The organism is Corynebacterium pelargi (genome assembly GCF_014635485.1).
Lineage (GTDB): Bacteria > Actinomycetota > Actinomycetes > Mycobacteriales > Mycobacteriaceae > Corynebacterium > Corynebacterium pelargi.
Map to the genome: position 1 here is coordinate 104,340 of NZ_BMCX01000004.1, position 23,281 is coordinate 127,620.

Sequence of the window (23,281 nt, forward strand, 5' to 3'; positions counted from 1 at the left end):
GGATCAAGCGAAAAAATTAGAGCTCAAAGCTACTAGGGCTGCGGGTTGGGGCTGCTCATCGGTTGAGGTGTTCTTGCTGCATTGCTGTCCATCGGGTCGTCGGAAAGCGTTCGGGCTTTTCTCAAGGATTTCCAGAAAAGCACTAGGCACACGAAGGCTCCGAAGGGGACGATGAAGAAAGCTTTTATCAGCGGGAAGATGCCGTCAGCTTGCAAATTGAAAGCGAAGTGGAGCAAAAATCCGAACAGCGGCCATGCCAAGGCATTGGCAACGCGTTTGGCGGTAGACATGTGAGGCGAAAATAGGGCAACGGAGATGCCATATCCGGCTAGCGCGGTGAAAACCACGTGCGCCCCGGGGCCGATCAATAATCTCGCTGCCCAGGCGGTAATTGCCCCTTCTGCATCTGAGTTGAGGTTTGACATGGCTTGGGTGGTGGCGTTGATGACGTTTTCGAAGAGTTCGAAACCGAGTCCGACAAGACCACCAATAATCAGGCCTGACCACGGTTGATTCCAAACCGAAGAAGCGGCAATGAGGATCAGGGCGGTGAGCAAACATTTGCCCAGTTCTTCGGGATACCCGCCTGTGAGAGAAAAACGAATGGTATCGATACCGGATGCAGTGGCGATACTGTGAATTGCAGGCGCAAGGGTACTGGCAAACCACAGAGTGCCTAATCCGCCCGCGATGAAGGCGAGAAATGAATATCGGAATCCTCCAGCCCAGAGTCGGGAACGCCGCAATAGGGCCGCGATCAGGAAATAGAAAAGGAAGATTCCCGCGAATCCGGCAAGGGTGAGAGCCGGACTCAGTGTGAATAAAAGGCTGAAGGCGTTGCGGTACGCATAGGCCCCAGCGATAGTGATCGCAATGGTTAACAGAAGGGCAAGCCGACGGATCCGCATGTCGTTGAGCATGGTTTCTACTTTCAAAATTCTGAGTGTTGGATGACGTCGGAGCTCACTTCCTGCACGTCTGTCGGGTTTCCGCGCAAAACCATTACGGAAAGAGGGGCAGATTCTCCCCGACTCAACTTCTCAGTGCTCTCGGCAGATGCGAATGCAAGAGATATGAGGCGATCAGGCGTGCCGGCTTCTGTGGGTTCGTCCCAGGGTTTTGCAACGAGAATCTCTCCGCCGTCCGGTAGAGGCTGAGAGCTCAATTCTCTTGCCTCGATGTTGTGGTAGATGGTTTTTCTTATGGCCCGCGCGGTGGCGATAGACGGATCTTTCACATCATTGCCGTGATAGAAGGTCATGGATACGCCATTGCATTTGTAGTGTTGAGCGCCAATTGTGAGCGACGGTACTGTTTCGCAAGACACCTCGGTGGGGTGGTAGATCGCGGCTTGCTCGACCTCGTCGATATCGGCAATGCGTATCTCTGTCTGAGGATGTGCCGCGGGGTCGTCTGCAGTTGTTTCACCAATCGCTACCTCGGCGATCAGCGGTACGGCAGTCAGGAAAGCGCCTAAGCCGATAGTCAGCATGAAAGGCCTCAACAAACTGCCTTTTTCCGTGGGTTGATGGAGTTTCACAAAACTATGTCCGTTCCGAAATTCGTGTCCTAGTGCCCTGATCGGGTGGTATAAGAAACACTTTACCGTACGATCGGTCGGTGAGTTTAATAGATGGATCCGTAGAGCGCACGTTGTTGCTGGTGTCAGGGCCTTCGAAAGGAGCGGCTGTGGTGTCGGAATGCCTGGAAAATAAAAAAGAGGCGCCATGTGGCGCCTCGATGTCAAAGTGGAGCCGGCGACGAGAATCGAACTCGCGCTCTCAGCTTGGGAAGCTGATGTTCTGCCATTAAACTACGCCGGCGCTGGGTTCACTTTAGCACTTCGAGGTGAGACTCTGATAACCCTGCACTACACTGCAAATCGTGCTGTATTCCGACCACGACATCAAAGAGGCCATCGATGCCGGTGACCTCAAAATTGAGCCCTTTGCCCCCGAGCTGATCCAGCCTTCTTCGGTGGATGTGCGCATGGACCGCTTCTTCCGCGTGTTCAATAATTCGCGTTATACCCACATCGATCCGAAGCAGCAGCAAGATGAGCTGACCAGTTTGGTTGAGGTGGCCGAAGACGAACCCTTCGTGCTGCACCCTGGTGAGTTTGTGCTTGGTTCCACGCTGGAGAAGTTCACCTTGCCTGCTCATATGGCAGGCAGGCTTGAGGGGAAGTCTTCTTTGGGGCGTCTTGGTTTGCTTACGCACTCAACTGCGGGATTCATCGACCCCGGCTTCTCCGGCTACATCACCTTGGAGCTTTCCAATGTGGCAAATCTGCCTATCACCTTGTGGCCGGGCATGAAGGTTGGACAGCTCGCGCTGTTTAAGATGACGAGCCCGGCTGAGGTTCCTTATGGTTCTGGGGCATTGGGCTCGAAGTATCAGGGGCAACGAGGCCCGACACCGAGCAAGGCTTACTTGAACTTTAGGTAAAAATATGCGAATCAGCGTCATTGGATGCGGTTACCTTGGAGCTACACATGCGGCCTGTCTGGCGGCGTTGGGGCATGAGGTGGTCGGCATCGATGTCGAAGAAGCAAAAATTCAGACTCTTCGATCCGGAAAAGCGCCCTTTTATGAACCCGGCTTGAACGAGTTGTTACAGAAAAACAACGAGAGGCTGCGTTGGAGCACTGAGCTTGCCGACGCAGCCTCTTGCTCTATCCACTTCCTCGCTGTAGGAACCCCCCAAGGCCAACAAGGCCTCGACCTGAGCGCCCTCGAATCAGTGGTGCGTGGGCTTGCAGGGGTACTGCAGGGTGAGGATCACTTGATCGTTGGCAAATCCACCGTCCCGCCCGGCACCGCGGCGCACTTGGAATCGCTATGCGATATTGAAGTGGCTTGGAATCCTGAGTTTTTAAGGGAAACCCGCGGCGTGGAAGATACGCTGCGACCAAGCCGCATCGTCATCGGCGCCCGCACTGCCCGAGCAGATCAGCTCCTGCGTGAACTGTGGGCCGTGCCCATTGGGCGTGGCTGCCCGGTAGTTTCGTGTGATCGCGAAACAGCAGAGATGGTCAAGCTGGCCTCCAATGCTTTTTTGGCCACCAAGCTGAGCTTTATTAACGCCATCGGAAACGTGTGTGTAGAAGTAGGCGCGGATACCTCCACTTTGGCCAAGGCAATGGGCTTGGATCCTCGTATTGGCCAGAAGTTTATGCACGCCGGCTTGGGCTTTGGTGGGGGATGCTTGCCAAAGGATATTCGTGGCCTTGGGCATATTGCCGAAGAAGTGGGCGCCACCTCTGCTGTGGGGTTGCTACGCCACGTAGATGCAGTCAATGCTCGCCAGCGCCAGCGCGCCATCGAAGGCTTAGGTGATGTGCGCGGCAAGCGTGTGGCAGTGCTTGGCACCGCGTTTAAGGCGGGCACCGACGATACCCGCGATTCGCCAGCAATTGATGTGGCTTCGCAGATCAAAGCAGCCGGTGGCACACCATGTAGTTATGACCCGATGGCACCGTGTGACGTCGATAAGCTCGAAGCAGCCTTACGTGGTGCGCATGGTGTGGTGATTGCAACCGAGTGGCGAGAATTCGCCATGATCGATCCGGCGTGGGCCAGGGGGCTTGTGGTGGAACCACTAGTGGTGGATGCTCGCGGAGTGCTGGATAAAGGCGCCTGGCAAGCCGCCGGGTGGAAGGTGGTCAGACTCGCCTGAGTAAATAACCAACGCGAGATTTGGGCTTTGCTGCATCTTTGCGCTTAGATTTCAGCAGACAGGGCACACCCTCAGCCCTGGGCAAAGGAGCAAGCAACAGTGTCTAAAGCACGTGAAACCTTCGCCGGACGTTCCATGTTCATCTTCGCCGCCATCGGCTCGGCGATTGGACTCGGCAACATCTGGCGATTCCCCTATATCTCATACGATAACGGCGGCGGCGCCTTCCTCTTTCCCTACGTCATCGCACTGCTGACTGCTGGTGTGCCGGTGCTCATCCTCGACTACGTACTCGGGCACCGTTTTCGCGGCTCGGCGCCACTGATCTGGCGTCGAATTTCCAAGCGCACAGAAGCAGTGGGCTGGGTGCAAGTAGGCATTACCTTCATCATCGCCGTCTACTACTGCGTGATCCTCGCGTGGGCTGCCATGTACACCTGGTACTCCTTCAAGCTGAGCTGGGGTGAAGATCCCAACGCCTTCTTCTTCGAGCAGTACCTCCACGCCGATACCACCTCCCTGAACTCCACTGAGGTGATCTGGCCAATCTTTATCGTGCTTGGCGTTGTATGGCTCGCACTGACCGCCGTGATGGCGATGGGCGTGCGCAAAGGCATGGGTTTGCTTTCTCAAATCTCCGTGCCGGTGCTGATCCTGCTCTTCTTAATTCTTGTGGTGCGCGCCTTGTTCCTCCCCGGCGCCTCCGTGGGCCTAGAGGCATTTTTCACCCCCGATTGGTCGGCGCTGTTTAACCCGCAGGTATGGATGGCCGCCTATGGCCAGATCTTCTACTCGCTGGCCATCGCCTTCGGCATCATGATGACGCAGGCCTCCTACCTCAAGCGCCGCTCAGATATCTCGGGCCTTGGCGCAGTCGTTGGGCTTTCCAATTCTGCCTTCGAGGTGCTCGCCGGCATCGGCGTGTTCGCCACCTTGGGCTTTATGGCCGCAAGCCAGGGAAGCGCGGTAGATGAGGTTGTCAGCTCCGGTATTGGCCTGGCCTTTGTGGCCTTCCCAACCATCATCAACGCGATGCCAGGCGGCCCCTTCTTCGGCGTGCTGTTCTTCGGCTCACTCTTCCTCGCTGGTTTCACCTCACTGGTCACCATCGTGGAAGTAGTCGTTGCTGGCATCCAAGAAAAGCTCCACCTGGGTCGCCGCCGTGCATCGGTGCTCGTATGCATTGCCTGCGCCATTCCGTCCATGGTGTTCTTCCCCGTCACCACAGGCCTTGCCACCTTGGACATCGTGGACAAGTTCGTCAACGTGGTGGGCATCGTCTTTATCGCGCTGGTGTCTATTGTGCTGATCGGCTGGATACTCAAGCGCCTGCCTGAGCTGCGCGCCCACGTCAATGCCGTCAGCTCCATCCGCCTTGGTCGTTGGTGGGATCTCTCGCTGATGGTGATTACTCCCATCGTGCTGGGTACCACCTTCGTGCTTGAGGTAGCCACGTTGCTCAGCGAAGGTTATGAGGGCTATCCAAGTGGCAAGGTCCTGATCTTTGGCTGGGGCTTGGCTATCTTCCTCTACGGCGGGGCACTGATTATGTCGAAGATTCCGTGGCCAAAGGGCACCATCGTCGATGGTCCGCCGCAGGGAGACTTCGGTGTTCCTCTAACGGGTAAGGGTGCGCCTTTTGGCCAGCATCTGGATAACCCCTATGAGTCTTTGAATGAGCGTCGAGCACGATTGGAGCGCAAGTAAATGTCGACAACAACAATCGTGGTGATGGTGCTCTACCTCGCGGTGGTGTGGGGTTTGCTGCTGCTTGCCGCAATCCACTTGGCTCGTACTGATGACGAGGCGATTGGAACACTAGGCGCCGCTGATCTTGATGATCTGCCCCAATACACACGCACATAACGCAACAACAGCCCGGGCTTAGGCTCGGGCTTTTGCTTTTCGACGAACCCCTGTGCGCTGAGTTCTATGGCCTAGCCCTATGCCGCGCGTGGCGAGGGGCTTTGTGTTCCTCCCGCGGCGTGGTCCAGGCGGCAATCAAGGTGGTGATGGGGACGGCAAGCGTGAGCGCCAAGATGCCGATGGCTGAACGCAGCAACTCGGTGGCCATGACGTCGCTGGTGAGTGTCTGAGAAAGGGATCGTTCAGAAAGGCTGAGCAGTAACAGCAGCGGCAAGGACGCGCCGGTGTAAGTCAGAACCAAGGTGTACATCATGGAGGCAATATGGTCTTGCCCCACCTTCATGGCGCCAAAGAAAAGGCGCAGGGGACGTGCCTTGGGGTCTAGGGAGGAGAGTTCTTGCACCGTGGATGCCTGAGCAATAGTTACGTCATTGAGCACTCCCAAGGCGCCGATAATAAAACCGCACAGCATGAGCCCCTGAATAGATACTTGCGGCAAATACAGTAGGACTTGGAGGTTATCCTCCTGGCCTAGGCCGCGAACATGCGTGTGTTGGAGCGAAAGCTGCGCCAGGGCTGCGGCAACGCACAGGGCGGTCAACGTTCCTGCTAATGCGGAAGCGCTTTTCCAATTCATGCCGTGCACAAAGAAAACGGCGAGCAGGAGGATCACTGAGCCGCTGAGTAGCGCCACGGCTGCCGGATTAGTGCCATTGGCAAGCGCTGGCAGGGTGAAGACCGCTACCACCGCCATTGCCATCACTAGGCCAATGATTGCTCGCACCCCTCGCCATAACGCAAGGGCACTGACAGCGGCGATGGTCAGCAGCGCCCACAGCAGCAGCGGGGTATCACGTTTGAAATCCACAAACGCGAGCTGCTCATTGAGCAAGATGTGCTGGCCTACTTCAAGATCCGGCTCGCCGGGGGTTCCGGTGTTCAGGATTAAGGTTCTGTCACCGTCTGCGAGCTCGGCAATGACCCAGGTGCAATTGGCGTCTTGGCCTGGAATGTGGCGCGGGGAGGTGCTAAAACGCTGACCCACCTGATCGCTGGTGCAACTGCCCTCAGTGACGGCGACGACGGTGGCGTCGACAAGCTTTTGCCCAAGGCTGAATGTTTGGCTAAAGCTCGGGGAAACTTCGGGGGCCGTGCGTGGCCAAAATACGGCGAGGCCAATCGCGGTGCCGAGCGTGCAGCAAAGAAGAAAGATGATGAGCAAGCGCTGGGGTAGGGACTTGCTCATTGGCTGATGCTCCTTATTGCTTATAGTCGGCGAGGAAGTTGCCTAGGCGGTCCAGGGCCTCGGAGAGCTGGGAGGCCCAGGGGAGGGTGACTACTCGGAAGTGGTCGGGCTTATCCCAGTTGAAGCCGGTGCCTTGCACCATCAAGATTTTTTCTGCGCGCAACAGATCCAGCATGAGCTGGGCGTCGTCATGAATATCATAGTAGTTGAGATCAATTTTCGGGAAGGCGTAGAGCGCGCCCATGGGCTTCACGCAGCTAATGCCAGGGATCTGGTTCAGCTTCTCGTATGTGACATTGCGCTGTTCGGTCAAGCGGCCGGAGGCGGAAGTGAGATCATAAATCGACTGCCTACCGCCTAATGCCACCTGGATGGCATGTTGGGCTGGAACATTGGGGCACAAGCGAGTACCGGCGAGCAAGTCCAAGCCTTCAATAAAACCGCGTGCATACTGCTTGGGGCCAGTCACCACCATCCAGCCGGCGCGGTAGCCAGCCACGCGGTAGGCCTTAGACAAGCCGTTATAGGTGATGCACAGCAGGTCGGGTGCCAGGGTGGCAATGGAGATGTGCTCGGCATCGTCATAGAGGATGCGATCATAGATCTCATCAGCGAGAATCAGCAGGTCATGCTCGCGGGCAATGTCCACGATCTGCTGCAGCACCTTGCGCGAATACACCGCACCCGTGGGATTATTCGGGTTAATCACCACGATGGCCTTGGTGTTTTCATTTACCTTGGATTTGATGTCTTCGATGGAAGGGTTCCAATCGTCTTCTTCATCGCACAGGTAATGCACCGGCTTACCACCGGCCAGGGAAGTCGCGGCCGTCCACAGGGGATAGTCCGGCTTGGGAATGAGTACCTCATCGCCGTCGTTGAGCAAGGCCTGGGTGGTCATGGAAATCAGCTCTGACACACCATTGCCCAGATAAACGTCCTCCACGTCGAAGGAGGGGAAGCCGGGGATCACCTCATAGCGAGTCACAATGGCGCGGCGAGCAGGGATGATGCCCTTAGAAGTGGAATAGCCCTGGGAGGTGGGCAGCGCGGCGATCATGTCGCGCATAATCACATCGGGTGCCTCAAAGCCGAAGACGGCGGGGTTGCCGGTGTTGAGCTTTAAAATGCGGTGCCCGTCGAGCTCCATGCGCTCGGCTTCGGCCGTCACTGGTCCGCGAATCTCATACAGCACATCTTTTAGCTTCTCGGACTGGTCAAAAGTGCGGCGAATGCGGCGCTGGTTCTCGTTGCTGCTCATTCCCACATGTTAGCGCTGACGGAAGCGCTTGAGAACATCAGAGGCAATTTCTGTTGCCGCCGTATTCATTTCCTCGCGACGCATCTTGCGCTGGGCGCGCTGCTGCGCCTTTTGCGCTTGAGCCTGAGCCTCTAAGGCTGCAATTTCCTCACGCTGTGCGGCAGTGATCTCGCGGATGCGCTCCCGTTCCAACTGCTTAGGGCTCGGGGCATGCCAAGAAGCAGGGCCTACCTTCATCACATAGAGCAGGATGTACACGGCAGGGATAAGGAAGAAGAGCGGAGCAAGCTGCTCCCAACCCGAGATAAGCGCCAGCACAGCGACGGAACTTAAACCCATGATCCCGCCACGGATATTGCGCCCCGACTTCCGCGAAGCCTCGATTTCCTCCAAGCTGTACATCTGCGTTGGAGCAATAGTGCGCTGATGCTGGGGAAGGTCGTCGAACATCTGCAGCAGTTCGCTTCGCATGGTGGCCGCAGCCACTTGCTGCACGCGCTCGTCATATTCCACAAACGTCAGGCGCCCTTGGGCGTAGTGGGCACCAAGTTGCTCCATTGCTTGTCGACGTTCTTCGTCGCCAATTCGGTAATCGGGTGAATACGGGTTAGTCATTTTCCTCCTCCTGCTGCTGATTAAGTGTAGGCGCTGGAGGCACAGGCGGTGCCGGCGGTGTGGCGTTGCCGGGTGCGGGCGGTGTTGCTTTACCTGGGGCAGGTGGTGTTGCTTTACCTGGTGCTGGGGGCACGGGTGGTGCCGGTGGTGTTGCTTTACCTGGGGCAGGAGGCGTCGCCCCGCCGGGTGCTGGTGGTGTGGCGTTGCCGGGTGCGGGCGGCACGGGTGGTGCCGGTGGCGTTGCCCCACCTGGCGCAGCGGGTACTGCTGCACCGGGAGCAGGAGGCGTCGCCCCGCCGGGCGCGGGAGGCGTGGCTGGTGCCGGTGGCGTTGCTTTACCTGGAGCGGGTGGCGTTGCCCCACCGGGTGCGGGCGGCACGGGTGGAGCAGGAGGCTTCGCCCCACCGGGTGCGGGAGGCGCGGCTGGTGCCGGTGGTGTTGCTTTACCTGGAGCGGGAGGCGCGGCTGGCGCAGGAGGCTTCGCCCCGCCTGGTGCTGGTGGCGTGGCTTTACCTGGGGCAGGAGGCGTTGTCCCACCGGGCGCAGCGGGTACTGCTGCACCGGGAGCAGGAGGCGTCGCCCCGCCGGGCGCGGGAGGCGTTGCCCCACCTGGCGCAGCGGGTACTGCTGCACCGGGAGCAGGAGGCGTCGCCCCGCCGGGTGCGGGAGGCGCGGCTGGCGCAGGAGGCTTCGCCCCGCCGGGAGCAGGAAGCGTTGCCTCACCGGGCGCAGGAGGTGCGGCTGGTGCCGGCGGTGTGACCCCACTGGGAGCTGGCACGGCAGGGGCAGGCTTGGTTTGGGCGGCAGGTTCTGGGGTAGGAGGCGTCTGTGGCTTTTCCGCTTTCCTGCGCATCGGCTCGTCCAAGAAGGCAGGTTCGTGACGAGGCGGCAGTTGGCCGTCGATAAGCACGGCATCGCGAAGCATTTGAGCTACGTCTTTCACGGCCGGGCGGGACTCTTGGGTTTTGACGCCCGTGGTGAGCATGGTGTTGCAGAAGGGGCAGCCTGTGGCGATTTCCTCCGCGCCCGTGCCCACTGCTTCGGCGGCACGGTTTTCATTGATGCGGGTGCCGATGGTTTCTTCCATAAACATGCGCGCGCCACCTGCGCCACAGCAGAAGCCCTCGTTTTTATTGCGAGGCATCTCTTGAAGCTGCACTCCAGAAACACCGAGGAGCTCGCGTGGGGGATCAAACACCTTGTTGTGGCGGCCCAAGAAACAGGGATCGTGGTAGGTGATCGGCTTGCGGTTTTCTGCACTGCGCGGCACGGGTTTGAGTAGGCCTTCGCGCACCAGGCGGTTGAGCAACTGCGTGTGGTGGAAGACCTCAAAGTGCCCGTCAAAGTCCGGGTACTCGTTGAGCAGGGTATTAAAGCAGTGCGGGCAGGTGGTGATGATCTTGCGCTTTGGCATGCCCTCGAAGGCGGCGTTGAGCGTTTCCACGTTCTCGGTGGCCAGCATCTGGAAGAGGAACTCGTTGCCCGCGCGTCGCGCCGGGTCGCCGGTGCAGGTTTCGTCTTTGGAAAGCACCGCGAACTTCACGCCTGCGGTATGCAGCAATTCCACGACAGCGCGGGTGGTCTTGCGGGCTTCATCATCGAAGGCGCCGGCGCAACCAACCCAGAAGAGGTACTCGAATTCTTCTACGCCCTCGCTAATGACGGGCACTTCGAGGCCATCGCGGCGTGCCTCTTCAATCCAAGTGGCGCGCTCGCGGGCGTTGCGGCCCCAGGGGTTGCCTTTGGTTTCAAGGTTTTTAAACAGGCTCGTCAGCTCAGAGGGGAACTGGGATTCGGCCAATACTTGGAAGCGGCGCATGGCGGAAACGTGGTCGAGGTGTTCAATATCCACGGGGCATTGCTCCACGCAGGCACCGCAATTGGTGCAGCTCCACAGCACGTCCTCGCTGATCACATCGCCGACGATGGGGCCAAGTGAACCCCCGATGGCTGCGTCACGCAGATCTGTCATGAGCATCTTGGGGCTCAAGGGCTTTTCGGTGTGCCATGCGGGGCATTGTTCCTGGCAGCGGCCGCACTCGGTGCAAGTGGTGGCGTCGAGAAGCATCTTCCAGGGAGCATCTTCGAGCGTTCCCACGCCCACCGATTCCTCCAAATCGATGGTGGGCAGGCCGCCGAGTGCTTTGGAGTCGATATTGCGGCGGAAGAAGATATTGAAAAATGCCAAGAAGCGGTGCCAGGCCACACCCCAGCGCAGGTTCAATGCGATCACCACGAGCCACACCATGCCGCTTAAGAGCTTGACTAAAGCAAAGATGCTCACCAGGTTCGGCGAAGCCGGAAGGAGCGTGGCGATGTGGCGGGTGAGGAAGTCTGCCCAGGTGGCGTGGCCATAGGTGGCAATTTTGCCGGCCTTGACTAAGAGCATGCCGGCGCCTTCGATAAACACCACGGCCTCTACAAAGAAAGCGGCGATGGAGTTCGAGCCGTAGAAGCGGGCAAGGCGCTTGCGCCCGCCGATGCTCAAGCGAAGGGCGAACAAGAAGGTAATGCCTACAACCGTGCCGATGGCTAAGACCTCTTCGAGGAAGTGGTAGATGCTCCAGGAGGAAAGCAGTGGCCAACCGCCGGCGGGGTTGAAGGTTTGGATATAGGCCTCGAACCACACCAAGGAACCGATGATGAAGCCCAACATGACAAACCAGTGGGCAATTGCCACCGCTGGTTTGCGCATCATTTCGGTGTGGAAGAAGACTTCCTTGAGCATCACTACGAGGCGTCGTAGTGGTTGATCGCTGCGCCCAGGGGAGGGGCGGCCGCTGCCAATGAGGCGATAGAGCCGAGCGACCGCGGCGATGAACATGCCCCACGCGGGAAGGGACAATACGATGCCGATGATGCCAAGGGTAGTTTGCACGTTGTTTACCTTAGAGCCTTTGCGTGGGCATGACGCACCATCTCGTCCCATTCGACGATTTTTTTGCGTTCGCGTCCTTCTTGTTGGCCGAGGGTGCGTTCTTGTTGGTCGAGTTGGTACCAGCCGTCCCAGGTGGTGATGGGGATGTTGTTGGTGGTCAGGTGGTTGATGATGGCTTGGGGGTCGCGGTTGGGTGCGGGGGTGAGGTGGCCTTGGTTCCAGTCGTTTAGCAGTGCGGTGGTGGTTTCTTTGGCGTCGGATTTGGTGTTGCCGATTAGACCTACGGGGCCGCGTTTGATCCAGCCGGTGGCGTAGAGGGCTGGGATGGGTTGGCCGTCGGTGGTGGTGACGTGGGCGCCGTCGTTGGGGATGGTGTGGGTGGTGGTGTCGAAGGGCACGCCTGTGATGGGGGTGGAGCGGTAGCCGACGGCGCGGTAGACGGCTTGGATGTCCCAGTCGGTGGTGGTGCCTGTGGTTTGGACGTTGCCGGTGCCGTCGAGTTGGGTGCGTTCGGTGCGCAGCCCGGTGACGTGTCCGTTGGTGCCGAGGATTTCGGTGGGGGATTCGAAAAAGTGGATGAATAGTTTGTGGGGTGCGCCTTTGGGTTCGCGCATGGCGTAGGCCTCGAGTGTTTGGCAGACGAGGTCTTGGGATTTGGATTCGTGTCGGGTGGTAATGGAGGCGTCGTCGTAGTCGATGTCTTCGGGGTTGACGATGACTTCGATGGTGTCGGAGTGGTCGAGTTCTTTGAGTTCGAGTGGGGTGAATTTGGCTTGGGCTGGGCCGCGTCGGCCGAAGATGTGGATTTCTTTGGCCTGGTTGTTTTTGAGGGTGTTGTAGACGTTGTCGGGGATTTCGGTGGTGTGGAGTTCGTCGGCGGTTTTGGCGAGGATGCGTGCGACATCTAATGCGACGTTGCCGACACCGATGACGGCAACGCGTTCGGCGCTTAGGTCCCAGGTGCGTTGGAAGTCGGGGTTGCCGTCGTAGAAGCCGACGAATTCGCCAGCACCGTAGGAGCCTTCTAAGTCGATGCCGGGGATGGTGAGGTCGCGGTCACCGGTGGCGCCGGTGGCGAAGATGATGGCGTCGTAGTATTCGCGGAGTTCGTCGATGGTGATGTCGTTGCCGACGTCGATGTTGCCGATGAGGCGGATCTGTGGTTTGTCGAGGATGTTGTGCAGGCTGGTGATGATGCCTTTGATGCGTGGGTGGTCGGGTGCGACGCCGTAGCGGATGAGGCCGAAGGGTGCGGGCATGCGTTCGATGAGGTCGATGGTGACGTCTTGGCCGGATTTGATGAGTAGGTCCGAGGCGTAGATCCCGGCGGGCCCGGCACCAACAACAGCAACACGCAATGTAGACACAGATCTTCCTTCTTATTAGTTGACAGTTTTGTTTAGTCTACGCGCTGGTATTGCTAGGAATCTAGCTAGGGTGGGCACCTTAAAACGGGAAAACTCGTGGTTGTCGCATCACGCTGTGATGCGGGGCTCAAAGCTGTAAGCTGTGTGGTTGATGCCATGCGGTGCACGATGCCGCAATGAATGAAAGGATGCCCGTGACTGATTATCAGCCCACCTCCGTGTTGCTCACCCGCGCAGGCCGGAATTTTGACTCCTTTAACCTCGACGCCTTCGCAGATCAGCTTGGTTTGCAGGTTCGCGAATTGATCCAGGACACCCCCGAGCTGGGTGCCATTCTCGCCGAGGATCCCCTAGGCGCGGGCGAGGTGCTGCTGGTGGGTTCCGGCAACGTCGACTTCGACGCCAAGGCAGCCTCCGCACTCGGTGTGCCGCTCCTTTTGCTTATCGACGCCCCCGGTGTGCATATCGACCTTGCTCAACAGGAAGCAGCCGCCCTCGAAGCCACCCTGGCAGCGACCTTTAGCGCAGAAGAGGCCATTAGCGCTGATGGTATTGAGAGGATCCGCAACGCCATCGCCTCCGCCGATGCGCGCCAGGTGATGAGTGCGCCGGTCTTTGAGCATTGGCTGCTTGATAAAGCCCGCCAGCAGCCAGCCCACATCGTGCTGCCCGAAGGCGATGATGATCGCATCCTCGAAGCCGCCCACCTGCTGCTTGCCCAAAAGGTTTGCGAGCTCACCATCTTGGGCGATCCCGACACCATTCAGCGTCGCGCCGAAGAGCTCGGCTTTGACCTCAGCGAGGCTCACTTCCGTGACCCGGAAAATGATCCCCAGTCGGAGGAATTCGCCCAAGAATTCGCGGAATTGCGAAAGTCTAAGGGCGTGAGCATCGAAGAGGCGCGGGAGACGATGAAAGACATCTCCTACTACGCCACGATGATGATTTATAAGGGTCTTGCCGACGGCATGGTCTCTGGTGCCGCGCACACTACCGCGCACACCATTAAGCCTTCCTTCCAAATCATTAAGACTTCCCCCGGCACCTCGGTCGTGTCTTCCATCTTCCTCATGGTCATGCGTGATCGACTCTGGGCCTTTGGCGACTGCGCCGTAAACCCCAACCCCACCGCCGATCAGCTTGCAGAAATTGCCGTCGTCTCGGCACGCACCGCCTCGCAATTCGGCATTGATCCCCGCGTGGCTATGCTCAGCTACTCCACCGGCACTTCCGGTTCTGGCCCCGATGTTGATCGCGCAGCACAGGCCGTGGAAAAGACGCGCGAGCTGGATCCGGAAGTCAAAATTGATGGCCCACTGCAGTTCGACGCTGCCTGTGATCCCTCTGTGGCAAAGAAGAAGATGCCCGATTCCGAGGTGGCAGGGCGCGCGAACGTCTTTATCTTCCCGGACCTCGAAGCCGGTAATATTGGCTACAAAACAGCACAGCGCACTGGCCACGCACTTGCAGTAGGCCCAATCCTGCAGGGGCTGAACAAGCCTGTGAACGACCTTTCGCGCGGTGCTACCGTGCCCGACATTGTCAACACTGTGGCAATTACCGCCATTCAGGCAGGAGGAAAGTAAATGTCTTTGGTTCTCGTCCTCAACTCTGGTTCTTCCTCCATTAAGTTCCAATTGGTTGATCCAACCCAGCACGCCACCGACGAGCCTTTTGCCTCTGGTTTGGTCGAGCAGATTGGCGAGCCTCAGGGCAAGGTCACGCTCAAGCATGCAGGCGAAAAGCATGAGGTGGAAGCGCCCATCCCAGATCATTCCGCAGGCTTGGCGCTCGCCTTTGAGTTAATGGACGAGCACCAGTGCGGCCCGAGTGACGCAGAGATTGTTGCCGTGGGCCACCGAGTGGTGCACGGAGGCATTCTCTTTTCCTCCCCGCAGGTGATTACCGACGAAATCGTCGATATGGTCCGCGACCTGATTCCGCTTGCCCCGCTGCACAACCCGGCAAATATCGACGGCATTGAAGTTGCCCGCGAGATCCTGCCCGATGTGCCGCACGTTGCCGTCTTCGATACCGGCTTCTTCCACTCCATGCCCCCGGCTGCTGCGCTCTACGCGATTGAGGCCGAAACTGCCGTGGAGCATGGCGTGCGTCGATACGGCTTCCACGGCACCAGCCACGAGTATGTGTCGAAGAAGGTAGCGGAACTGCTTGATTTGCCTGCCGAGGCGATTAACCAGATCACGCTGCACCTTGGCAATGGCGCTTCCTGCGCGGCCATCCGCGGTGGCCAGGCCATCGATACCTCCATGGGCATGACCCCGCTTGCCGGCTTGGTCATGGGTACGCGCTCTGGTGATATCGACCCGGGCATCGTCTTCCACCTCTATCGCACCGCCGGAATGAGCATCGATGAGATCGACCAGATGCTCAATAAGCGCTCCGGTGTGAAGGGCCTTTCGGGTGTGAATGACTTCCGTGAGCTGCGCAAGATGATTGATGACGAGAATCAGGACGCGTGGCTGGCCTATAACATCTACATTCACCAGCTCCGCCGCTATATCGGCTCGTACATGATCGCCCTCGGCCGTGTAAATGCCATTACCTTTACCGCCGGCGTTGGCGAAAACGACGTGGATGTGCGCGCTGATGCCCTGGCTCACTTGGAGGGCTTTGGCATCAAGATTGATCCAGAGCGCAATGCTCAGCCCAATACCGGCCCGCGTGAAATTTCCACGGATGATTCGGCCATCAAGGTGTTTGTGGTTCCGACGAATGAGGAGCTTGCGATCGCACGCTACGCCCAGGAGCTTGCTTGCACGTAGTGGGCCTGTTGCGAGCCACCCAACGATAGATAGTCCTGGCCGGGTAGGGCAGTAGCTCAATGAGCCGCCCTAGCAATGGCCAGGGCTTTTTCATGTGCAGAAGCAGTTGAGCTATCGCTTCGTGTTCCACGTACTCTTTGCCCTGCTCAACCCAAAGCGCTGTGCTGTTGAGGTCTACCTGGGTGTCCCACGTTGTGGCGAACGTTGCGGTGGTTCGTGGCCTGCAAAAGTTCACCAGCCGGGTGCAAAGCCCGCAGTCCGAGTCGTAGACGAAGGTTCCCATGGCAAGAGGTTAACAGGAAATGAATATAGAATAAATGTTCGAAAATGCCCTTGTGGGGTTTGGGGTGGTGGCTTAAGGTTGTGTTAGAACATATGAACGACTCAAGGGGGTGACCAATGCAAGCGAACTACAAGATTTGCGACTTCGACGATGAACTCGCCCAACAGGGTGCGTTTATCCGCCGATATGAATATCTCATGTGGGAACAGGCAACACCCGAGGTTGCCGGCACCAACTGGGAGTGGGAAGCCCGAGATGTTGGGGCAAGCCTGGGCATGAGCGATCAAGCGGTACTCAACCGCTTCCTGGCGGTGTACACGCTTCAACAAATGCCCAAACTCATGGCCGTCTTCCGGCGCTACTGGCACCTGGATATGCGCAGAATCCTTGCCATTAGTTCGGCCCTGAATTTCGTAGAAGATGCCGAGGCCTACGACGAAGCGCTGGCAGATTTCCTCACCCCCAGGGTGGAAAACGAAGACATTCCCTCGCCGAGGAAAATCCGTGCCTTCATCGCCGGCTTGGTCGAAGTGCCCACGCCCGTAGAGGAAGAAGACCAGATTTGGACCCGATCCAATGGAGATGGTCGCGTCGCTATCGGGGTGATCACAAGCACCGCCACCGCGGAGCTCATACGCCAAACCCTCAGAGAAAAATCAGCATCGAGCGAACGCCCCCTGGGCGAGCTCTTCTTAGAGCTCATTGGCGGCAAAGTCACCATCAATGTCTACGAAAACACCGCAGGAAAGCTCTGCCGCGCCAGCGGAGCGCGCTTCAGCCACGTTGAAGCCACCTGGTTACGCGAACAAGCAGCGAGGCGCCTTCTCCAGCGCGACGAGGCCACCAACGCCTACCGCTTCACCCCAAGGATGCGTGCCTACATCGCAGGCCGCGACGGCCACTGTCGCTATCCGGGATGCCAGGTCCCGGAGTATGCCTGCGATATCGACCATGTGGTGGAGTTCGATCGAGGCGGAGCAACAAGCCCCACCAATGCCCAGATGCTGTGCCGACGCCACCACAACCTCAAAACCACCAAGCAGGTGCAGTGCCAAATCGATGAGCACGCCGCAGTGACCTGGCAACTAGGACAACACAGTGTCACCACCTTGCCCGGCGGGCCGATACCTCCTTAGAACCACGTCATCGGGCGGACCTTATTGGCCATATCGGCTAAGGCATAACGATGGTGGGCATTCGGGGCGCTACGAGCCAGGGTGCGCAAAGACTCATACAAACCAACCTGCAATCCACGCTGGGTAAAGGGGTAACCAAGCAAATCACTTGCGGCTGCGGCTGCGTCGAGTTGATGCTCACGCAGCCAATTCAGCCCTGCGTTTAACACCGCAACCTTAATCTGCAAGAAGCGAGCCTCATTATTCGGGATCGCCTCAATTCGGCGTGCAGCCCTGCGGATTCGAGATTCTGTGAGCTCACCACTGATCAAATGCAGAATCGCGGTCAGCTCAGCCATGCGGTAGTGCGTTGAAGCAGGGGAGACGGAATCGAGCGTGGCCACAGCCATATCTACCTGCTGCTCGGCCATGAGCTGACGTGCCAAACCAAAAGCCGAAGACACGGTGGTGGGGTTAGTCTTCCACACCAAGGCATAAAGATAAATCGCCTTAAAACGCAGAATCTCCGGCTTGCTGGCAAGCAACCTCCAAGTGCCACCCACTTCCGCGATGGCCTCACCCTCAAGGTTTGCCGCCGCAATCGCAACAGAGGAATCGAGCAACTTGGTGTTGTTTTTGCCCCGGTCTTGCAACAACAGTTCAGAAACTGCTGCGCGAGCCAGTTTGGGGGCCGGCTCACCAGGTAAGACGTTATACACCTCATTGAAGGCGTGTTGGGCGCCGGCGTAGTCGTCGAGAAGCAAGTGGGTAATGCCCGAATACCAAATATGGCGCCAGTCGGTGTCCATGGTGGAATCGAGCTTTTCCAGCCACGAGCGCGCCTCGCGGATAAAGCCCAGGTCAAGCAGTGAACGCACGACGGCCAGCGGGATTTCTTTGGAGGTGGCAAACTCCTCCTGATTCATGGCCTGCCGCATCGTCTCGAGGGCTTCCGAAGGCTCCGAATAGGAAGAACCACTAATCAAGCTGGCGCCGGGATCACTGCGATCAAGCAGCGGCACAGGGAGTGCGGCGTTGATCTCCTCGCTGGTGATTTTTACGCTGCGCTCGATGCCGTCGATAAGCTGATCGGTGCGATACACCAGGTGCTTGGTGCCAAAGGTGGAGCGCTGGGGTGAGTAGAGCGAATGCTGAGCGGGGAATTGCTCATCGCGGTGCACAGCCAAAAACTCTCGAAGCACGCCGTAGAGCTGGGTTTCTAGCGTGCGCACATCCTGAAAACGCGCCTGGGGGTCAGGATCGGTCGCGCGCCGCAGAAGCCTATACAGCGACATATTGTGCGCGAAGAGGGGTTCATCATCAGGCGTTGGAAGATCCTGCATCACCCCATCTTCTTTGGGCATATGCACCACCATCGAGGCCAAAGTGCGGCCAATGGTGAAAATATCGCTGGCAACCGACGGGCCTTCCGTGGCCACCTCGGGGGCCTGGAAACCCTTCGTGCCGTAGATATAACCAAATGCACCAATGCCAGAAACCGCACCCAAGTCGATCAGCATGACTTGATCCTCGGTGAGGATAATATTGTCCGGCTTGAGGTCGTTGTAGAGCACCCCGCGTGAATGGAGATACTCCAGGGCAGGCAGAATTTCGAGGATATAGCCAATGGCTACATCGAGGGAAAAGACCCCGTTTTCCTGGCTTTGCTGCTGTGAGCTCAGCGAAGGCCCTGGCACATACTCCATGACGATGAGCCCACCCACGCGCGGATCGTCGACGAAGTTATAGGCCTTCACAATTTCCGGGTGGCTAATACTTGCCAGGAATTCCCTCTCGGCCTCCGCCGCACCGATCTGCTGAGCCTCAGCCTGTTCGCGGATGCCCTTGAGCACCACCATGCGGCCGGACACATTGCGGTCATTGGCAAGGTAGATATAGCCCATGCCGCCGTGGCCGATCACACCAGCGATCTCATATTGCCCCGCCACCACGTCGCCGGCAACAAGCTGCGGAGGAGGATCGCCCGGTTCTTTCAGCGCATCTTCCAGCGGAATCAGCGGAATAAATGGCAAGGTAACCATGCCATTTGCCACCGTGCGATCGGAGTGGCTTTCCTTGCTTTGGCTACGGAAGGTAGAAAGTGCCTGTTCGCGCGCGCGGATGCCTACCTGGGCGCGGTAATCCTCAGGCTGTAGCTCGGCGACGATGCCGGTGAGGTCATCTTCATCATCAGCAAAGGGGTCGAAGGGGACAGCCTCGGTATGTGGTTCTGTCATGGCTGCTCCTTTCGGTAATTCAATGCGGGTGGATCCTGGGGCGGAAGATATGCCCCAAACCATTCCTCAAACATCTTCTCCCAGGTGCCATCACGGAAAATGCGCTCCAAGGTGACATTGACCTGCCGGATCAGCCCTTCGGTTTTATGGCGCGCACCAGGTTTAGCAAAAGCAACACCATAGCTTTCGCGCGCAAGAGGATCGCCCACAATTTGAGTGAGAGGATCCTGCGCCACCATGCCCGACAAGATCGTGTTATCCGAAACAATGGCATCGGCCTGGTTTTGCTGCAAAGCCAGCAAACAATCGGCGCTGGAACGCACAATGAGGAGGGTGGAATCCGGTGCGGCCTTGGCAATGCGCTGCACTCCCGTAGCGCCCTCAGCAGCGCAAACGGTGCCCTCGCCGATATCTTCGGCCTGTTCAATCCCGGAGTTGCGCTCACTGAGAAGCTGCGTATCGCCCGTGAGATAAGGGGTAGAGAAGAAAACCTGGTCTTGGCGGTCCCGAGTAATCGAGACTGAACGAATGACACAATCGACGTCTTGTTCTTCCAGCGCCTGGATCCAAGAGGCGGAATCCACAAAGCGAAACTCGACTTTTTCAGGATCACCAAAGATATCCCGAGCAATTTCCTTTGCCAATGAGATTTCGAAACCACTGAGTTCCCCGGTCGCGGGGTCACGGAAGCTGAGAAGGTTCTGGGACTGATCCACGCCCACCACCAAGCGGCCGCGTTTCTTGATCTCCGGAATATCCTGCTCATTTGGCCGAAGGGAACCCAAAAGATTGGAAGTAATCAGTTCGTGGTGGCGTATGTCGCCAGCAGGAACTTCCACGGCGCCTTCCGGAAGTGGCAAGGCGGCCGGTGGATTGGGGGCTTCTTCAAGCGGGGCTTCTGGGGCGGCGCAGGCTACCAGCGCGCTGAAAAGGATCGGCAACATGCGGCGCATCAGAGGTACTCCTGAAGTCGGGGGCGAATACCAACCCACACGGCAATAATGGCAAGGCCAGTCATGATGAGCACACCAAGGCTCAGCAGCGAAGACGCCACAATGCCGCGCTCAATAAAGGAGCGGGTCGCGCTTCGCGTATCGCTAATGATGGAGGCGAGTGCCTGATCTAATTGCTCAAAACTTTGGTCACGATCAGTGGTGGCACTCCAAGCAGAATCGAAATCGCCGGTACTGATTGCTTCTGCAATGCGCGTATGCTCCCTCGACCACTGCTCGGCGGCATCGTGTGCGGTATCAATCAAGCCTTCGTTGTCTTTAGCCAAAGGGGAATGCGAAAAATCTTCTAAGGCGCTATCGACGTGCTTGAGCGCGGCATCGAAGCTTTGTTCCGAGTTCTGCAGCGATTGCCTGCGAACCAATGCGAGCGTTTCCGATGAAAGAGCCTGTTGGGCTGTAATGCGTGCGTCGGTAAGCGCCTCCATGGGGGCAATGGCCTGCTCATGGCCTCGCACCCCGGCCTGCCAGGTGACGATGCTGGCCGCCGCAGACCATGCGGTGACCACTCCCAGCAGGATCGTGGCGGCAAGGAAGCCGGCGTTGAGCCTTCTGCGCGTGGTGCGGGCAAGCCACAACTGCGCAAGAACGAGCCCCAATAACGTGATCCCAAGCCCGGCTAAGGGAATCAGGAGCGGGCGAGAAGCATGGTGTTGCTCCTGGGTCACTGTTTCGCCGGTGAGCGTGTAGAGCTCCGAAGCCGCCGGCAGGATTTGCTCGCGCATCAGCGTGGAAGCCTCAGACATATACGCCACGGCCACGGGGTTGCCCTGGCGGGCATTCGCGCGCGCGGTTTCCACCAAGCCCGCATATACCGGCAGCTTTTGCGAGATCGTGCCCACCAATTCCATGGGCCGGCCCTCGCTATCGTTCATGCCACCGGCTGTGGAAGCCACGGCCGCGGCGGCATCTTGAAGCGCCTGGTTATACTGCTGCCTCCGGCTTTCGGATCCTTCTGCGGAATTCACAAAATTGACGGTGGCCAGGGTATTCGCCAGCGATAAATCCGAATAGAGGGTGTGCGCGAGGTAGCTGACGGGTTCGGTGTTATTGACCAACGTGTCGAGCTCCGCGCGACGCTGCGCCGCGGTTTGCGCCATCGTCACACCAGTCACCACCATCGCCACGGTTAGCAACACCACGATGGACGTCATTTTGCCGGGTGTGGTGGTGAGGTAGCGCCACAGTTTTTGAGCCCATGCCTTTGGGTACTTCACTGAGTCGTACCAAAGCTGCTGCCAGCGATTACGACGCTGGCGGCGATGGGCACTAATGCGATCGAGCCAGTGATCCTCGGTATCTTGATCCACCGCGGCAACAGGGCTGAAGGACGTCGCAGGAAGCTTCGTGCGAAGCGTCGAGTGATCCTCCATCCGAAAACCTCCGTGATGTGACAATTGTGATAACCAATTTAGCAGCTACCATGAGGTGCTATGGCTGGCGAAGGCAATGGATGGGCAGCAGGACCTGAAGGCATGCGGATGTGGGGTCGCTTCGGTGCCGCCGGCCTGTTCCTGGTCTACCAAGAGGGAAGCGATTTTCGCGTGCTCATGCAACACCGCGCCGCATGGACAAGCCAGGGCAACACCTGGGCGCTACCGGGTGGGGCCCGAGATTTGTGGGAAACCCCCGAAGAAGCCGCCGGCCGTGAAGCTTTTGAGGAAACCGGCATCCACCCATCGCAGTATTCGGTGCTGGGCTCAAAAATTACCGCAGGGCCATTTCCCGCAGATCCGCTCAGGCCAGAGCTCGCAGGCGACTGGAGCTACACCACGGTGCTCGGCCTTGCCCCCGAAGCGCTTGAAGTAGAAGCGAATGAGGAATCATTTGAGTTGCGATGGGTCGCAGCAAGCGAGGTGGAAACACTTGCGCTGCTACCTGCCTTTGCGCGCTCTTGGCCGCAGTTGCGCACCTGGGCTCAAAAGCTATTAAGCCAAGGCGGTAGCTAAGCGCACCAAGAGACCTCGGATTGGTGGGATCAGCAGCACCACCAGTGTGCCAATCACGTTGTAGAGCAGATGCACCAACGCCACCACCAAAGCAATCTCACGCAAGGGGCCGTCGAGAGCTAGGGCAGCCAGCACGGCGGTAAAGGTAGTGCCGATATTGGCGCCCAAGACGATGGCGATGCTTCGCCGGCTGCTGAGCGCCCCGGAAGCTGCCACCCCGCAGGTGCAGGCAATGGTGGCGGCTGAAAGTTGCAACACCATGGTGCTGAGCACACCAATAGCCACTCCGGTGGTATCGCCAATATTCATGTCATGGCCCGTGCCGCGCAGCAGTCGAGCCGCGATGGCGCGGACACAAAACATCAGTGCAATCAGCCCGCCCACACTCAGCGCCATGGCGATCGGTTGGGCTGCGGTGCCGATGGAAAGCTCTAAGCCCGCATGCGGGGTTTCCGGCTGCGCAATCCAGCTAGCCAGGTGATAGAGCGGATGAAATACCAGCTCAATGGGCAAAAGCGTGGCGGCGCCGGCGAGGTTAAACAAGGCATGTTGCCAGGCCACGGTGCGCGCAGCAGAAGATCGCAGCACCAGGCTTAAGAGCATGGGTGTTAATACCGTGCCGATATTGGCGCCGAAGATCGCCGCAATCGCTGCCTGTGTGGGCAATTGAGAGGTAGCCACCAGATTCACAATGAGCACTGAGGCCAGGGAGGATGATTGCAGCATAATCGTCACGGCAATGCCCAACAGGAGGGCGAAGACCATGCTTTGCGGCTGGGCGAGTAAGTCGCGGCTGGTATCACTCAACAGCACGCCGAGGCTTTGGCTGAGTACCCCAAGGCACAAGGCCATAGCGCATAGGCAAGCAAGCAGCGCGCCGTAGAGTGCCGCCTGCCCCAAGCGTGTGAGCGATATTTCATCCATGCCGCTTCATATTCTTACATGCGCCAAGGAGTAGCGTGGAAAACTCCCCACGTATGAAAGGCGGC

20 protein-coding genes and 1 tRNA gene are annotated in these 23,281 nt (G+C 58.4%); 8 read left to right on the forward strand and 13 right to left on the reverse strand.

Annotation, left to right across the window (positions count from 1 at the left end; genetic code table 11):
• Positions 1 to 32: 32 nt before the first annotated feature.
• From IEU99_RS08825 to IEU99_RS08835, 3 genes are all read right to left on the reverse strand, one after another.
• Positions 33 to 935, reverse strand: a complete 903-nt coding sequence (locus tag IEU99_RS08825; protein ID WP_128889099.1) for a PrsW family intramembrane metalloprotease — start codon at positions 933 to 935, stop codon at positions 33 to 35.
• Complete coding sequence (locus tag IEU99_RS08830; protein ID WP_128889100.1) at positions 932 to 1,540, reverse strand: hypothetical protein; 609 nt, start codon at positions 1,538 to 1,540, stop codon at positions 932 to 934. The genes IEU99_RS08825 and IEU99_RS08830 overlap by 4 nt, the downstream gene beginning before the upstream one ends.
• A 209-nt stretch (positions 1,541 to 1,749) precedes the next feature.
• Positions 1,750 to 1,823, reverse strand: a tRNA-Gly gene (locus IEU99_RS08835).
• A 61-nt stretch (positions 1,824 to 1,884) separates the two neighbouring features.
• On the opposite strand from IEU99_RS08835, the gene dcd reads away from it, so the two are divergent.
• From dcd to IEU99_RS08855, 4 genes are all read left to right on the forward strand, one after another.
• On the forward strand, positions 1,885 to 2,448 hold the full coding sequence (dcd, locus tag IEU99_RS08840) for a dCTP deaminase (RefSeq protein WP_123932982.1): 564 nt from the start codon (positions 1,885 to 1,887) through the stop codon (positions 2,446 to 2,448).
• Between the two features lie 4 nt (positions 2,449 to 2,452).
• Positions 2,453 to 3,679 carry a UDP-glucose dehydrogenase family protein gene (locus tag IEU99_RS08845; protein WP_206423907.1) on the forward strand — a complete coding sequence of 409 codons (1,227 nt, stop codon included), beginning with the start codon at positions 2,453 to 2,455 and terminating at the stop codon, positions 3,677 to 3,679.
• A gap of 99 nt (positions 3,680 to 3,778) precedes the next feature.
• Complete coding sequence (locus tag IEU99_RS08850; protein WP_229718454.1) at positions 3,779 to 5,386, forward strand: sodium-dependent transporter; 1,608 nt, start codon at positions 3,779 to 3,781, stop codon at positions 5,384 to 5,386.
• A complete protein-coding gene (locus IEU99_RS08855) occupies positions 5,387 to 5,545 on the forward strand; it encodes a methionine/alanine import family NSS transporter small subunit (RefSeq protein WP_128889101.1) in 159 nt (52 codons plus the stop codon). It begins immediately after the preceding gene.
• Between the two features lie 64 nt (positions 5,546 to 5,609).
• On the opposite strand, the gene IEU99_RS08860 is transcribed toward IEU99_RS08855, so the two are convergent.
• Genes IEU99_RS08860 through IEU99_RS08880 form a run of 5 tightly spaced genes read right to left on the reverse strand, consistent with a single transcriptional unit; the run spans position 5,610 to position 12,912 of the window.
• Positions 5,610 to 6,791 (reverse strand): YibE/F family protein, encoded by a 1,182-nt coding sequence (locus IEU99_RS08860; RefSeq protein ID WP_128889102.1) that lies wholly within the window; start codon positions 6,789 to 6,791, stop codon positions 5,610 to 5,612.
• 13 nt (positions 6,792 to 6,804) lie between these two features.
• Positions 6,805 to 8,052: a pyridoxal phosphate-dependent aminotransferase gene (locus IEU99_RS08865; protein WP_128889103.1), complete on the reverse strand. Its 1,248-nt coding sequence runs from the start codon at positions 8,050 to 8,052 to the stop codon at positions 6,805 to 6,807.
• Positions 8,053 to 8,061: 9 nt separating this feature from the next.
• A complete protein-coding gene (locus IEU99_RS08870; RefSeq protein WP_128889104.1) occupies positions 8,062 to 8,667 on the reverse strand; it encodes a DUF1707 SHOCT-like domain-containing protein in 606 nt (201 codons plus the stop codon).
• A complete protein-coding gene (locus tag IEU99_RS08875) occupies positions 8,660 to 11,596 on the reverse strand; it encodes a heterodisulfide reductase-related iron-sulfur binding cluster (protein ID WP_128889105.1) in 2,937 nt (978 codons plus the stop codon). Before IEU99_RS08875 ends, IEU99_RS08870 begins: the two co-directional genes overlap by 8 nt.
• The gene (locus IEU99_RS08880) at positions 11,551 to 12,912 is read right to left on the reverse strand and encodes an FAD-dependent oxidoreductase (RefSeq protein ID WP_188358304.1); all 1,362 of its coding nucleotides are present in this window, start codon (positions 12,910 to 12,912) and stop codon (positions 11,551 to 11,553) included. Before IEU99_RS08880 ends, IEU99_RS08875 begins: the two co-directional genes overlap by 46 nt.
• Before the next feature lie 188 nt (positions 12,913 to 13,100).
• Between IEU99_RS08880 and pta the strand changes: the two genes are divergently transcribed.
• Positions 13,101 to 14,498: a phosphate acetyltransferase gene (gene pta, locus IEU99_RS08885; RefSeq protein ID WP_371869485.1), complete on the forward strand. Its 1,398-nt coding sequence runs from the start codon at positions 13,101 to 13,103 to the stop codon at positions 14,496 to 14,498.
• A complete protein-coding gene (locus IEU99_RS08890; protein WP_128889156.1) occupies positions 14,499 to 15,698 on the forward strand; it encodes an acetate kinase in 1,200 nt (399 codons plus the stop codon).
• Here IEU99_RS08890 and IEU99_RS11075 read toward each other — a convergent pair.
• Positions 15,625 to 15,981: a thiol-disulfide oxidoreductase DCC family protein gene (locus tag IEU99_RS11075; protein ID WP_128889157.1), complete on the reverse strand. Its 357-nt coding sequence runs from the start codon at positions 15,979 to 15,981 to the stop codon at positions 15,625 to 15,627. The genes IEU99_RS08890 and IEU99_RS11075 overlap by 74 nt on opposite strands.
• Before the next feature lie 116 nt (positions 15,982 to 16,097).
• On the opposite strand from IEU99_RS11075, the gene IEU99_RS08900 reads away from it, so the two are divergent.
• Entirely contained in the window at positions 16,098 to 17,117 is a 1,020-nt protein-coding gene (locus IEU99_RS08900; RefSeq protein ID WP_128889158.1) for an HNH endonuclease signature motif containing protein, read from the forward strand.
• Here IEU99_RS08900 and IEU99_RS08905 read toward each other — a convergent pair.
• From IEU99_RS08905 to IEU99_RS08915, 3 genes are read right to left on the reverse strand one after another with little or no spacing between them, the layout of a single operon-like run.
• Entirely contained in the window at positions 17,114 to 19,333 is a 2,220-nt protein-coding gene (locus tag IEU99_RS08905; protein ID WP_128889159.1) for a serine/threonine protein kinase, read from the reverse strand. The genes IEU99_RS08900 and IEU99_RS08905 overlap by 4 nt on opposite strands.
• Positions 19,330 to 20,289, reverse strand: a complete 960-nt coding sequence (locus IEU99_RS08910) for a glutamate ABC transporter substrate-binding protein (protein ID WP_371869486.1) — start codon at positions 20,287 to 20,289, stop codon at positions 19,330 to 19,332. The genes IEU99_RS08905 and IEU99_RS08910 overlap by 4 nt, the downstream gene beginning before the upstream one ends.
• Positions 20,286 to 21,716: a GlnX family signal transduction membrane protein gene (locus IEU99_RS08915; RefSeq protein WP_128889161.1), complete on the reverse strand. Its 1,431-nt coding sequence runs from the start codon at positions 21,714 to 21,716 to the stop codon at positions 20,286 to 20,288. The genes IEU99_RS08910 and IEU99_RS08915 overlap by 4 nt, the downstream gene beginning before the upstream one ends.
• 60 nt (positions 21,717 to 21,776) lie before the next feature.
• Between IEU99_RS08915 and IEU99_RS08920 the strand changes: the two genes are divergently transcribed.
• Positions 21,777 to 22,292 (forward strand): NUDIX domain-containing protein, encoded by a 516-nt coding sequence (locus IEU99_RS08920; RefSeq protein ID WP_128889162.1) that lies wholly within the window; start codon positions 21,777 to 21,779, stop codon positions 22,290 to 22,292.
• Here the strand turns inward: IEU99_RS08920 and IEU99_RS08925 are convergent.
• Positions 22,272 to 23,216, reverse strand: coding sequence for a Na/Pi cotransporter family protein (locus tag IEU99_RS08925; protein WP_128889163.1), 945 nt, complete (start codon positions 23,214 to 23,216; stop codon positions 22,272 to 22,274). The genes IEU99_RS08920 and IEU99_RS08925 overlap by 21 nt on opposite strands.
• Positions 23,217 to 23,281: the final 65 nt, after the last annotated feature.